At 68.2% G+C, this 13,359-nt stretch carries 11 protein-coding genes; 8 read left to right on the top strand and 3 right to left on the bottom strand.

The window, feature by feature from the left end:
• From ACN469_RS05030 to ACN469_RS05020, 3 genes are all read right to left on the bottom strand, one after another.
• Positions 1-671, bottom strand: a 671-nt coding sequence (locus ACN469_RS05030; RefSeq protein ID WP_498764667.1) for a cytochrome P450 family protein, incomplete at its 3' end; no start/stop codon positions are given.
• A 425-nt stretch (positions 672-1,096) separates the two neighbouring features.
• Positions 1,097-1,507, bottom strand: a complete 411-nt coding sequence (locus ACN469_RS05025) for an STAS/SEC14 domain-containing protein (RefSeq protein ID WP_498764665.1) — start codon at positions 1,505-1,507, stop codon at positions 1,097-1,099.
• A gap of 125 nt (positions 1,508-1,632) precedes the next feature.
• Positions 1,633-2,052 (bottom strand): STAS/SEC14 domain-containing protein, encoded by a 420-nt coding sequence (locus tag ACN469_RS05020; protein ID WP_498764663.1) that lies wholly within the window; start codon positions 2,050-2,052, stop codon positions 1,633-1,635.
• 241 nt (positions 2,053-2,293) lie between these two features.
• On the opposite strand from ACN469_RS05020, the gene ACN469_RS05015 reads away from it, so the two are divergent.
• From ACN469_RS05015 to ACN469_RS04980, 8 genes are all read left to right on the top strand, one after another.
• Complete coding sequence (locus ACN469_RS05015) at positions 2,294-3,574, top strand: ABC transporter substrate-binding protein (protein WP_498764661.1); 1,281 nt, start codon at positions 2,294-2,296, stop codon at positions 3,572-3,574.
• A gap of 118 nt (positions 3,575-3,692) precedes the next feature.
• A complete protein-coding gene (locus tag ACN469_RS05010; protein ID WP_498764659.1) occupies positions 3,693-4,613 on the top strand; it encodes a carbohydrate ABC transporter permease in 921 nt (306 codons plus the stop codon).
• Complete coding sequence (locus tag ACN469_RS05005) at positions 4,610-5,422, top strand: carbohydrate ABC transporter permease (RefSeq protein ID WP_498764657.1); 813 nt, start codon at positions 4,610-4,612, stop codon at positions 5,420-5,422. The genes ACN469_RS05010 and ACN469_RS05005 overlap by 4 nt, the downstream gene beginning before the upstream one ends.
• Positions 5,423-5,492: 70 nt before the next feature.
• Positions 5,493-8,858 carry an nSTAND1 domain-containing NTPase gene (locus ACN469_RS05000; RefSeq protein WP_498764655.1) on the top strand — a complete coding sequence of 1,122 codons (3,366 nt, stop codon included), beginning with the start codon at positions 5,493-5,495 and terminating at the stop codon, positions 8,856-8,858.
• 12 nt (positions 8,859-8,870) lie between these two features.
• A complete protein-coding gene (locus ACN469_RS04995; protein ID WP_498764653.1) occupies positions 8,871-9,677 on the top strand; it encodes a sigma-70 family RNA polymerase sigma factor in 807 nt (268 codons plus the stop codon).
• Positions 9,677-10,552 carry a serine/threonine-protein kinase gene (locus ACN469_RS04990; RefSeq protein ID WP_498764651.1) on the top strand — a complete coding sequence of 292 codons (876 nt, stop codon included), beginning with the start codon at positions 9,677-9,679 and terminating at the stop codon, positions 10,550-10,552. Before ACN469_RS04995 ends, ACN469_RS04990 begins: the two co-directional genes overlap by 1 nt.
• A 45-nt stretch (positions 10,553-10,597) precedes the next feature.
• The gene (locus ACN469_RS04985; RefSeq protein WP_498764649.1) at positions 10,598-11,464 is read left to right on the top strand and encodes a CBASS oligonucleotide cyclase; all 867 of its coding nucleotides are present in this window, start codon (positions 10,598-10,600) and stop codon (positions 11,462-11,464) included.
• A gap of 87 nt (positions 11,465-11,551) precedes the next feature.
• Positions 11,552-13,357, top strand: coding sequence for an SAVED domain-containing protein (locus ACN469_RS04980; RefSeq protein WP_498764647.1), 1,806 nt, complete (start codon positions 11,552-11,554; stop codon positions 13,355-13,357).
• Positions 13,358-13,359: the final 2 nt, after the last annotated feature.

The following is a 13,359-nucleotide window of genomic DNA, read 5'->3' as shown; positions in this document are numbered from 1 at the left end:
TGGACGCAGTACTTCTGGAACTCAATCACGCCCCGGGCCAGCTCCGGCTGCTTCTCCGGCGGCACGTGCTCGAAGGTGAGCTGCTGCCAGTCCGCGCTCCAGCGCTTTATCTTCCAGACGTCCTCCTGCGGCACGCCCATGACGCCGAGGATGACGTGGGCGGGCAGCGGGTACGCCAGCTGCTCCACCAGGTCCGCGTGGCCGTCCTGGGCGAAGCTGCCCACCATCTCGCGCGCCAGCTTCTCGATGAAGGGCGCCATGCCGGCGATGCGCTGCGCGGTGAAGCCGCGGTTCATCAGCCGGCGCAGCCGGGTGTGGTCCGGCGGGTCCATGCCCAGCAGCACGTGGGCCAGCGGAAAGCCCTGCTCCAGGATGGCCTTCGCCTCGTCCGTCAGCGTCGTCCCGCTGAACAGCATGTCCCGGTTGGAGAAGCGCGTCGTGTCCTTGAGCACCTGGAGGATGTCGTCGTTGCGGCTCACCAGCCACATGTTCAGCATCGGGTTGAAGCTGACCGGCTCCTCCTTGCGCAGCTTCTCGAAGAAGGGGTGGGGGTTGTCGACGTGGGGCCCCGCGAAGGGGTTGTACTGCGCTCCCAGGTGAGGGCAGCGAGGCGCCGCGGGGGCATGGGCTGGAACACCGGTCTCTTCCTGCTTCTGAACCGTTACGGGCATGGAGTCACTCGGCAGTTCGAGCGCGGGCCCCCCCAGCTCACTGCTCGGACAAGGGTTGGTTGAGGCATGGGGCACAGCCGGTTCCAGAGCCCGACTGGGAAAACAGGGCGCGATGGGGGCTCCAGAATGACCGCCTATACACCAATTTCCAGTTATCTTGCCAGTGGGGTGAGATTTTTTCAGTGAAACTGGCCTTCTGCGTCACCCGGAGGGTTCAGTAGTGGCGGAAGAGGCCTGATTCCGGACAGTTGGCGGTCGACGGGAAAGTCGCATCGACTCGGACTGTGGGAAATCCGGGCGGAGACCCGGGGTGTGGGGAGCGCGTTGGAAGCGCTCAACCCGGTTACAGGCAGGGGAAGCGGCGGGGCCCCGGACGGGGCCACCGCGACGGTTGAGGCGGACGGCGACGGCGGGCGGGACGACGCTCAGCCGCTCTTGCGGACGTTGGCGCGGCGCTGCTGCTCCACCCAGGCGTGGGCCTCGGCCATCGTCTTGACGAACTCCGTCTTGAACTCCGACTTGCCCGTCAGGAACATGCCCAGCGAGATGACCTTGCCGAAGGTCTGCTGGACCATGTCCGCGCCGACGTAGACGCAGCCCTTGAACCACTCCGCCTTGCTGTTGTCGGAGAGGTACCGGCGCGCTTCCGCCTGGAGCTGCGAGTTGCCGATATCGGCAATCATGTAATAGCCGCCGCTCTTGGCGACCTCGCCGTAGATTTCAACGGCCCGCTTCATGTCCTCCAGATTCAGCATGCCGCTGAACACGGCGACGACCAGGTCCGGGGCCTCCTGGCGAATCTGGTGGGCACCGAACTTCCATTCCTGTTGCTGCATGGGCGCTCCCTTGGGCTGACGGCGCAAGCATACCGCCCAGGGCAACCGGGAGCGAGAATCCAGTCTTACCTTCCAAACCAGGACTTTTAGAGGGGCCCGGGTCTGGAAGGAGACAGTGGAGAGACTCAGCCGGCCTTGCGTTGGGAGCGGGCGCGGTTCTGTTGGACCCAGGTCTGGGCCTCGGCCATCGTCTTGACGAAGGTGGTCTCGAAGCTGGACTTGCCGGTGAAGAGCATGGCGAGGGAGATGGCCTTGCCGAAGGTCTGCTGGACGATGTCGGCGCCGACGTAGACGCAGCCCTTGAACCACTCGGAGCGGTTGTTCTCGGAGAGGTAGCGGCGGCCGGCGGCCTCAATCTGGGAGCGGCCAATCTCCGCGAGGATGTAGTAGGGGCCGAGGAGCTCGTAGACCTCCTTGTAGATTTCGGAGGTGCGCTTCACGTCGTCCATGGTGATGGGACCGTCGAAGGTCGCCACCGCGATGTCCGGCCCGTCGATGCGAACCCGATGCGCGCCGTACTTCCACTCCCGAGCCTTCTCCGCCATTGCATCCCCCACCCAGAGGTACCGCTGCTGCTCTGTCGGAAGGATAACGCCCGTTCCCGGGCAGAAGGCAAACGGACGTCCTGGGTTTGGTCCCTGGAGTTCCAGAGGGGCGTTTTTCTCCAAATGGACCCGAATTGCCCGGTGTGGCCTGTCCGCGAGTGGAAACAGGGTGTTGGGGTGAGAACCGTGGGCAGGCGAGCGGGTTGACGGTGGGGAGGAGGATTGGAGACTGCCGGGACCCATGGTCCGCTCGTTCTTCGTCGTGCTCGTGCTGGGTGTCTCGGTGCTGTCGGCGGGGTGCCGGCGGGGCGGCTCGGAGGAGGGGCGTGACGGGGCGGAGGCCACGCGGCTGGTGTTGAAGTATCAGCCGCTGTGGGGGCCGCCGGAGCCCTTCCGGGAGCTCCTGGCGGGCTTCGAGAAGGCCCACCCTGGGGTGACGCTCGTCACCGAGGCGCTGCCGAACTCGTCTGATTTGGCGCACCAGTTCTTCCTCACGTCGTTGGAGGGTGGGGCGAAGGACTTCGACGTGCTGGTGGCGGACGTGGTGTGGGTGCCGGAGTTCGCGCGCGCGGGGTGGATAGCGGACCTGTCGGCGGAGTTCCCGCCGGAGCGGCTGCGCGAGGAGTTCCTGCCGGGGCCGGTGGAGGCCGTCGTCGTGGAGGGGCGGACGTACGCGGTGCCCTGGTACCTGGACGTGGGCGTCTTGTACTACCGCACGGACCTGGTGCCTCGGGCGCCGCGCACGTACGCGGAGCTGGAGCGCTTCGCGTTGGACGCGAAGGCGAAGGTGCCGGGCATCCAGGGCTTCGTGTGGCAGGGCCGGCAGTACGAGGGGCTGAGCTGCAATGTCTTTGAAGCGCTGTGGGGGCACGGCGGACACGCGATGGGGGAGCACGGGCGCGTGTTGTTGGAGACGGAGGCGGCGCGCGAGGCGCTCGCGTACCTGCGGGGGTTGCTGGTGAGCGGGGTGTCGCCGGAGACGGTGATGGGCTTCGGCGAAGAGGAGGCGCGGCGCATCTTCCAGGAGGGGCGCGCGGTGTTCATGCGCAACTGGCCGTATGCGTGGAGCGAGGCGCAGAAGGAGGGCTCGCCCATCCGAGGCAAGGTGGGGATGGCGCCGCTGCCCACGGTGAGTGGTGAGCCGGGCTTCGGGACGCTGGGCGGGTATCAGCTCGCGGTGAACGCGCATGTATCGCCGGAGCGGCGGAAGCTGGCGGCGAAGCTCATCGCGCACCTGACGTCGCCGGAGGCGAACCTGGTGCTGGCGGTGCACTACGCGCGCAATCCACCTCGGGCGGCGGTGTATGACGATGCGAGGCTGAAGGAGAGCTCGCCGTTCATCGCGGGCCTGCGGGAGATGGCGGAGCGCGCGAAGCCGAGGCCGGTGACGCCGTACTACAACCTGATTTCAGATGTGTTGCAGAGCGAGTTCTCCGCGGCGGTGGCGGGGCTGCGCTCGCCCGAGGAGTCGCTGAGGCGCGCGCAGAAGCAGGTGGACCACCTGATGGGGGAGGGGCGATGAGCGCGGGGGAATCGGGCGCGGCCTCCCAGGGACGAGGGCCGTGCGTTGGCGCGCGAACCCCGGGAGCGGCCGGTGTGCTCATGGGTGTGGAGGGGCAGCGCGCCCCGGAGGCGACACGATGACCTCCGAGGGACGCGGACCCGTGGAGGACCGCGCGAGCACGCGTGCGCGGGGCTCGCTGGAGCGGGAGCGCAGACAGGCGTACTGGCTGGTGGCGCCCGCGGTGCTGGTGCTCGCGGCGGTGGCGCTGTATCCGATTCTCGCGGCGGTGTGGCTGAGCCTGCACCGCTTCATCCTCGTCTTCGGGGAGCGGCGCTTCGTGGGGTTGGGGAACTACGCGTACCTGCTCGGGGACGCGCGGTTCTGGTCGGCGCTGGGGAACACGGCGTACTTCACGGTGGTGGCGGTGGGGGTGGAGCTGTTGCTCGCGGTGCCGCTGGCGTTGTTGCTCCAGCGAGCGTTCCCGGGGCGAGGGTTGTTGCGCGCGGCGGTGCTGGTGCCGTGGGCGATTCCCACGGTGGTGAGCGCGAGGCTGTGGGCGTGGATGTTCAATCCGGACTACGGGCTCATCAATCGCCTGCTCCTGGGCAGTGACATCAACTGGCTGGGCGCGCCCGGGTACGCGTTGCACGCGGCCATCCTGGTGGACGTGTGGAAGACGACGCCCTTCGTGGCGCTGCTGGTGCTGGCGGGGCTGCAAGGCATTCCCGAGGACCTCTACAAGGCGGCGCGGGTGGACGGGGCGTCACCGTGGCGCACGTTCCGCTCCATCACCTTGCCGCTGTTGAAGCCGGCGTTGCTGCTGGCGGTGCTGTTCCGCTCGTTGGATGCGTTCCGGGTGTTCGACGCCATCTACGTGCTGACGGAGGGCGGCCCCGCGAACACGACGGAGACGCTGAGCATCTACGCGTACAAGACGCTGATGCGCTCGGGAGACTTCGGGTACGGGAGCACGCTGTCGGTGGCGACGTTCCTGTGTGTCGTCGTGCTGGCGGCGGTGTGGCTGCGCTTGCTGGGGCGCCAGGAGGAGGCGCGATGAGACAGCGCGCGGGGATGGGGACGGCGTTGGCGGTGGTGGCGTTCCTCACGTTCTTCCTGGGGCCGTTCGTCTGGCAGGTGCTGACGAGCCTGTGGCCGGATGGTGAGCTGACCAGGCCGTGGCCTTCGCACCTGACGCTGGAGAGCTACGTGAGCGTGCTGTGGGGGAGGCCGTTCTTGCGGGTGGTGTTGAACTCGCTGGTGGTCGCGGCGCTGACGACGGTGTTCTGTCTGGTGATTGGCTCGGCGGCGGCGTTCGCGCTGGCGAAGCTGGAGTTCCGAGGCAAGGGCCTGCTGTTGAGCGCGGCGCTGGCGGTGAGCATGTTTCCGCCCATCGCGACGGTGAGCCCGCTGTATCTCATCCTGCGCGCGGTGGGGCTGCGAGACAGTCTGGTGGGACTGGCGTTGCCCTATGCGACGTTCGCGATGCCGCTGACGCTGTGGGTGCTGACGTCCTTCTTCCGGCAGCTCCCGGACGAGCTGTATCGCGCGGCGCGGGTGGATGGCTGCACGCCGTTCCAGGCGTTCCGTCGCGTGTTGTTGCCCTTGGCGGCGCCGGGGCTGGCGACGACGGCGATCCTGGTCTTCATCTTCGCGTGGAACGAGTTCCTGTTCGCGCTGACGTTCCTGACGACGCCGGAGAAGCGCACGGTGCCGGTGGCCATCAGCCTGTTCGCCAGCGAGTACCGCGAGCCCTGGGGAGAGATTGCCGCGGCCTCCGTGGTGGCCACGCTGCCCCTGGTGGTGCTCACCGTGTTGTTCCAGCGGAGGATTGTGTCGGGACTCACGGCGGGCGCGGTGAAGGAGTAGGTGGGAAGGGACCCCGCCCGGGCGAGGCTTTCTCAGGTGTTCACGACGGAGTAAGTCTTTTCCCATCCCCATGCTCAGCGCACCGTCGTCCCAGGTTGGCCCGTTCCGGTTGCTGAAGCTGCTCGGGAGCGGGGGAATGGGGGAGGTCTACGAGGCCGTCAACGAGCACACGGGGCAACGTGTGGCGTTGAAGCTGTTGTCCCGAGAGGTGGTTGGAGAGCGGCAGCGGGTCGCGCGCTTCCTTCAGGAGGGACGTGCCCTGGTGGGGCTCGACCTGCCTGACGTGGTGCGAGCCCTTCATTGCGAGGAGCTGGCGGGCCAGGTGTTCCTGGTCATGGAGTTGCTCAAGGGCTCGTCGTTGCGGAAGTGGATGACGGAGCACTCGGAGCTGGTGCCGCGAGAGTCCGCGCTGGCGCTGTGCGCCCAGGTCGCGCGGGTGATGGCGGAGATTCACGCCCGGGACATCGTTCACCGGGACTTGAAGCCAGAGAACGTGTTCCTCTGTGACGACGCGAGCGCCGCCCTGCGGTATCGCGTCAAGCTGCTGGACTTCGGCATCGCCAAGCTGCCGCCGTTCCGCGATGACGGGCTCGCCGCGACCCAGGTTCATACGCAGGAGAACGCTCTCATCGGGACCTACCACTACATGGCGCCGGAGCAGCTCCGGAGCGCCTCCTCGGTGGATGGGGCCGCGGACGTCTACTCCCTGGGGGTGATGCTGTTCGAGCTGCTCTCCGGGCGGCGTCCGTTCGTGTCGGACGAGATGGTCGAGGTCATCTCCGCGCATGTGAACGAGCCGGCGCCCTTGTTGGGGCAGCTCGTGCCGTCGATTCCGGGAGCGCTCTCCACGCTCGTGGCGTCGATGCTCGCGAAGTCCCCCGCGGAGCGCCCGTCGATGGCCCGGTGTCGCGACATGCTGAGCCGCTCCTGGGCGCACGAGCAGGACACCTGTCCCGTGCCGGGGCTCTCGCCCTTCAGCGAGGCTCAGGCGGAGCTGTTCTTCGGACGCAAGGTGGAGACGGGGAGGGTGCTCGGGTATCTCGATGAGGCCCGCTCGGGAGGGCGCCGCTGGGTCTCGCTGGAGGGCCCGAGTGGAGTGGGGAAGTCCTCGCTCTTCCACGCGGGGGTGTTGCCTCGGCTCGGTGAGGCGCCCCCCTCGGGGATGCCGCGCTGGATGGTCGCCGTGGCGCGGCCTTCTCATGAGCCGGTGCGGAACCTGGCGAAGGCGCTCGCGGCGGCGTTCCCGGGCGCCGAGGTGGACGACGTGGAGCGAGGCCTGCGCGCGGGGCCCGACGGGCTTCGGGCCTTCGTCCAGGCACATGTCCCCGAGGAGACCTTGCTGTTGTTGGTGGTCGAGCCGCTGGAGGAGCTCTTCACCGCGGGAGCCGCTGAGCAGACGGTGCTGGATGGCCTGCTGGGCGGCGTGTTGTCGGAGGAGGAGGGGCGGCTGCGGTTGTTGACGTGCTTGCGCAGCGACTTCCTGCACCGGCTGGAGCAGCTCCCGAAGCTGTCCCGCCTGCTTCAAGGCGCCGAGCGCCTCCCGCTGCTGCAGATGGATGAAGAGGCCCTGCGGGAGGTCGTCGATGGGATGGCGCGGCACGCGGGGCTGAAGCTCAGCGAGGGCCTGGCGGCGAGGATGGTACGTGAGGCGAAGGGGGAGGGCGGCGGGCTGCCGTTGCTCGGGCATGCGCTGCGCTCACTGTGGACCATGAGCGGTGGGGCACCGCTGACGCACGAGCACCTTGACCGGATGGGCGGCGTGGGCGGCGCGTTGTCTCAGCACGCGGAGCAGCTCCTGGCGAGTCTGGGGGAGCAGGGCCGCGAGCGAGCGAAGTGGTTGCTCCTGTCGCTGGTGCAGGTAGGGCGCGGCGCGCAGGACACGCGGCGGCCTCGCTCCAGACGAGAGGTGCTGTCGGAGGCCGGGGGCGACACGCTGGCCGAGGATGTGTTGCTGCGGCTGAGCGGGCTTTCGGGAGGCGCGGAGCAGGCCCCCAGGCTGGTGCTCCTGTCCGGAGGCCCGGAGGTCGAAGCGCAGCGCGTGGACCTGGTGCACGAGACGCTGCTGCAGCGGGTGCCCTCGCTCGTCACCTGGCTGGACGAGGAGCGGCGGCGGTTGGAGGTTCGCGCGGACCTGGAGGTCGCCGCGCGGACGTGGGACGAGGCGAAGCGTCCTCCGGAGGGGTTGCCCCTGGGGACCCTGCTGACGCACTACCGCGAGGGCGTGGCGACGCCGGGGCGTGAGGTCCGAGGTGTGAGCCCGCGCGCGGAGACCTTCCTCCAGGCGGCCTCGCGACTGGAGCGGAGGCGCAGGTGGACACGGCGCGCGCAGGTGTTCGCGGCTTCGCTGGCGATGTTCGTGATTCTCGTCGCGGCGGTGCTCGCGAAGCAGGCGCAGATCCGCGCGGTGGAGAGCCTGCGAGGACTCATCACCGCGGTGGATGCCTTCGTGGGGGACGTGGACTGGCCGCTGAGCTTGCTGCCGAACACGTTGGAGCCGAGGCGGTCTTTGTTGAATGAGTTCGACAAGCTCTTGCGCGAGATTCCCTCGGAGGCAAAGCAGCGGCCCGAGGTGCTGATGGCCAACGTGGGGATGGCCCATCGCCGCGCGGATGTGGACTTCTTGAATGGTACGCTCCGGGAGACGGGAGCGCGGCTCCAAGAGGCGAGAGTGTTGCTTCAGGAGGGGAAGCAGCTCGGCGTCGCGGACGATAGGCTGCCGATGCAGTGGGCGTTCAATCACTCGAAGCAGGGCAAGGTCGAGATGGCGGCGGGTCGACTGCCCGAAGCGCGCTCTCTCTTTGTCGAGTCCATCAAGCTCCTCGAGTCCCAGCAGGAGGTGGACGACAGGTCCCTGGCGGTGAGTCTCACCGAGCTGGCGGAGCTGGAGTTCGGGGAGGGACGGATGAAGGAGGCGATTGCGCTGTTCGAGCGGGCCGTGCCCTTGTTCTCCATGGAAGACCCTGTCTACGGAGACACCCTCCACGTCCATGCGTTGGCCTACCTGGCCGAGGCCCTGCGTCGAGCAGGCCGCCAGGAGGACGCGAAGCCACGGTTGGCCGAGGCGCTGGTGCTGGCCGAGCTCGCGGTGAAGCGCAAGCCGGGCGACCATTATCGCGGGTGGGTGTTGAGCTGGGTCCGTCTCTGGAGTGTGAGACTCGCGCTCGACTTGAATCGCGGGGCGGACGTCGAGGCGGACTACGTTGCGCTGGAGAAGCAGGCGCGGGTGTTGCTGGCGGGAGAGTCCTCCAACAAGCGCTTCGCCCTGGTGCTCGCGGAAGCCCTGCACGGGCACGAGCAATGGGTGAAGCAAAGGGGCGAGCCCGCGCGGGCGACTCCGCTGTACGAGGAGCGCTGTGCGCTGGTTCGACGGTTCTTGGACAGGGACGCTGAAGACGCGCGCTTCAATGTTTCCGAGTGCGAGGGTGCTGTGCCGTGATGGAGGATGGACATGGATGAGTCCTCGCTGTCGAAGGTGTCGTTCGAGGCGCTGTTGGTCCAGGTTCGCGCGGACGGGAAGCCAGCACGTGAAGAGCTGTTGCGTCGCTGTCTGGACAGGATGGGGGTGTGGGCGAAGCAGCACCGAGAGCAGGCCGCGAAGGTGGGCGCTCGTCCCTCGGACCTCACCCAGGACTCCCTGCTGAAGGTCTTCCAGCACCTCGGTAGGTTCACGGGGACGAGCGAGGCGGAGTGGTGGAGCTGGCTTCGCACCATCGTCAAGAACGAGGCCATCCAGACGTACCGGCGCGGCACGCGGCAGCGGCGTGATGTTTCCGACACGGTGCCCCTGGATGCGGAGGAGGCGCGGGACGCGCGTACGATGGAGCGCAGCCCGAGTCAGGTGGCCGCGAACAAGGAGGAGTGGAGGCGCCTGCTGTCTGCCTTCGGGGTGCTCCCCGAGAACCAGCGTGAGGCCTTGCGCCTGTTCCACCTGGAGGGCCTGCCCGTGAGCACCATCGCGGAGCGGATGGGCAAGACGCCGAAAGCCGTGGAGTCGCTCATGGGGCGTGGCGTCCGGACGCTGCGCGACGACATGGCCGAGGCGCCAGACGCCGACGCTCCCCTGTCACCCGAAGCCGCCGCCCTGCGCAACGCCGCGGATGCCGCGTTCTCCAAGTACCTGCGTCGCCGTGAGGCGGGCGAAGCGGTGGACCTGGAGGCTTTCGTGGCCGAGCACCTCGACTGCGCGGAGGAGCTGCGGGGGATGCTGTACTGGATGCCGAGGCTGCGCGCGCTGGACCCGTCCAAGGCCACCTGATGCTGGCTCCCGGCACACGGGTGGGGGAGTACGTCATCCTCCGCTGGGTCGCGGTGGGTGGGTCGAGCGATGTCTATCAGGCGCGTCATCCGGAGGAGGACACCCAGGTGGCGGTGAAGATGTTGAGCGCGTCGGCGAGCCTCCAGCCGGAGTTGGTGGCGCGCTTCATCAACGAGGCCCAGACGCTCCTGCGACTCCAGCATCCGCATCTGGTGAAGGCGCTGGCGCTGGGGGCCCTCCCCGAGGATGGACCGCCCTTCCTCGTCCTGGAGTGGCTTCCGACCAGCCTGCATGCCGTTCTGGCCGCACGAGGTGGGCGCCTGGTGCTGAGCGACTGCATCGAGGTGCTTCGTCAGCTCGCCCAGGTGCTCCGCTATCTGCATGAGCACGGCGTCATCCACCGCGACGTGAAGCCCGCGAATGTGCTGGTGGCGCGGGAGGACTCTGGCGCGCTGGACCTCCGGCTCACGGACCTGGGGCTGGCCCGGCTCGTCCCCGAAGAGGGCGCGCCACTTCCGCCGCTCCAGGTGTCCACGGCCCGGGATGCCCTGCTGGGGACGGGGGAGTACATGGCTCCCGAGCAGTGGATGAGCCCCAAGGGGGTGGATGCAAGGGTGGATGTGTATGCGCTCGGGGCGCTCGGGTTTCATCTGCTGGTGGGGGAGCCGCCGTTCGGCTCGGAGACGAACAGCGGCCTGCACTTCCTGCATGTGACGAAGCCGCCTCCGTTGTCCCGACTCCAAGGGCTGGCGCCTGAGTCCATGGGCACGTTGCTCGGGAGCATGCTGGCGAAGCGGGCGGGAGGTCGGCCCTCGCTGGAGGAGATTCAGCGAGCGCTCGACGCCATGGAGGCAGTGGCGAGGGGTTCGGGGTGATTTGGCGTCTTCCTCCGTGAGCGTCCCGAGCACGAGGGGTGGAACATGTGGACCGTTGAACAGGCGATGCAGCGGCTCCTGGAGGAGTTGGAGCTGACACCCGCTGAACGCGACAACGTGACGCGGCAGCATGGGGTGGTGCGCCAGGTGCTGCGCGAGCGGCTGGATTCGGCGGAGGAGTTCCTCTCGGGCTCCTACAGTCGAGGGACGGCGCTTCGTCCCCTTCACGACGTGGATGTGTTCGTCGTGCTCGATTCCGCGCGTCAGCCTCGCGGCCAGCGGACTCCCGATGACCTGCTCCGGGATATCCGTCAGGCATTCAAGCAGCAGTGGCCCGAGCGCGAGCTGCCGGCCTTCCAGCGGCACTCCCTGCGCATCGACTTCTCCTCGAGAATCCATGTCGACGTCGTGCCCGCCTATCGGCATGAGCAGGGGGGCTACCTGATTCCCCAGCGGGACACGGGCGCCTGGATTCGGACGGACCCGAAGGCGCACCAGGAGGCCTGTGCCCAGGCGGACCGGGCCGCGGGAGGGCGACTCAATCCGCTCATCAAGCTGGTCAAGCAGTGGAACCGCGCGCGGGACAACAGCCCGCTGCGCTCCTTCCATCTGGAGGTGATGTGCTACTCGGCGTTCCAGTCACCTCCCGGGGGCTCGTTGCTGGAGCGCCTGGAGGTCTTGTTCCGCCACTTGTCAGAGCGGGTCATGCAGACCTGCCGTGACCCGGCGAAGCTGGGCGTCGCCGTGGATTCGCGGATGGAGCCTGGGCACCGGGAGGCCGCTCGGAACCTGTTCCAGAACGCCGTCCGGGAGGTGGGCCTCGCCTTCCAGGAGCGAGTGTCAAACCCGGAGCAGGCGCACCAGCGGCTCTCGACGCTCTTCGGGCCCGTCTACCGCAAGAAGGCTCCCTGAGCGTCCGCGAGAAAGTGAGCGCGCCCGCGAGGGATGCTCGTCCGGTTGGCGTCTTCCCTGGGAGACGTCGTCAACCGAGGTGCGCACATGTCGAACGCGGAGCTCTCCATCAACCCCAGGACTCAGGCGCTCATCCTCCGTTACGAGCACGACCGGCCCGTCATCGAGGACGCCGCGAGGCAGACGTTGACGCGACTGGGCATCGAGGGCTACCGCGACGTGGCCAGCGCGGTGCTCCATCCCCATGACGAGAAGCTCTCCGTCCGGTCGCTGCGAGGGCCGGAGTGGGCGGGAGCGTTTCTGGAGAACGAGCGCTTCGCGAGCGCGCTGGTCGGCAAGGAGAAGGAGCTGGGGCTGGACCACCTGCCGGTGCACCTCTTCGGATGCGCGCCGCTGGAGTTGATGCTCCACCTGGCCTCGTGCCTGCCCCGGCGCCCCTTGCGCGTGTACCAGCAGTCGCGGACTGGGGAGTGGTCGCTGGGCTTCGACCGCGAGCGGGCCGCCCCACCCGAGGACTTCCTCGTGGTGGAGGGGCTGCCGCAGGCGAAGCAGGGCGGCACGGGGCTGGTGGCCCTCGTCTTGGAGGTGACTCGCTCCATTGGCGACCAGGCGCTGGCGGCGTTTCGCAGGGAGCATGGCTCGAACCTCCTGGCCGAGGTTCGCGTGCGCCCCGTGCGCGGGCCCGCGTCGGATGCCATCCGAAGCCCCGAGGATGTTTCTCGTGCGGTGGAGCAGCTTCATGGCGTGCTCGGGGACCTGCATGAGCGCCTGGGTGGAGCCACGTCCGTGCTGCTGGCCATGGACTGTCCAGGGAGCTTCGCCGCCGCGCTGGGGACCGCGGTGAACGTGAACACGCAGCTCCCCTTGTGGCTCCACCACTACGACGCCGAACGGAAGCAGTACCTGTCCGTCCGGGAGCTGAAGGCCGGACGCGCCGCGCCCCTGGCCACCGAGCCCACGACGGCGCAGCTCGCCGAGGCGGTGAAGGCGCTTGCCGACGTGCGGAAGGTGCACCAGGAACTGGTGGCTTGGCTGTCCGAGCCCGCGCAGCAGGGGCTCGTCGACGCGCTGGACGGGAAGAAGTTCCTGCGGAGCGTGGTGGAGGACGTGCCGGCGATGGTGCCCACGCAGCTCTACCGTCATGTCGGTGGCAAGTGGGGCTTCGACGTGGGGATGTTGCTGGGGCTCAAGGCGCTGAAGCAGCGCGTGGGTGACGATGACTGGCGGGAGTGTGTCCGCCTGTTCATGGTCCACGAGGTCTTCCATGTGCATCAGGGCGGGCTGACCTCGTACACGTTCAGCGGGAGCGGGCGCACGGGCTTCGTGCTGGAGGCGGCGGACTTCGACGCGGACGCCATCGCCATCGAGGCGGCGCTGGCGTGGCGCAAGTCGAAGCAGGCCCGGACGGTGGAGGACGCCGGCGAGACGAGGACGATGGAGTCCATCATCTGGAACGCGATGGAGAGCCTTCGCGTCTTCGAGCCCGAGAAGCCCATTCGCATGCTCTCCGAGCGCCGCCTGCGCCGCTATCTCATCTGGCTGTTCCAGGTGTGTCGGCTCAATGCGCTCGGGTTGACCGACGAGCGCGGCCCCGCGCCGAAGCTGGAGCGCGCGACGGTGGAGATCGCCGGCCTGAAGACGTCTCCAGACCCATTCGAGACGTATTCGCAGCAGCGGGTGAGCCTGCTCGACGTGGACCCGCGCGACGAGCTCATCACCGGCATCTACTTCCAGCGCAAGCTCGTGCGGTACCCGGATGGGCGCTGGGTGGCTCGCGTGCTCGAGGCGCTCAGCCACTGGGACGAGAAGTCGCGCGAGGACGCCCAGGAGGACATGCGGCGCATCTTCGAGGAGCTCTTCAACCGTCACCGTGAGCTGATTCAGCCTCGGTAGGA

The organism is Corallococcus terminator (assembly GCF_049194865.1).
Classification (GTDB): Bacteria; Myxococcota; Myxococcia; order Myxococcales; family Myxococcaceae; genus Myxococcus; species Myxococcus terminator_A.
The sequence above is the reverse complement of the archived record's forward strand: the minus strand, read 5'-3'. Positions and strand labels throughout refer to the sequence as shown.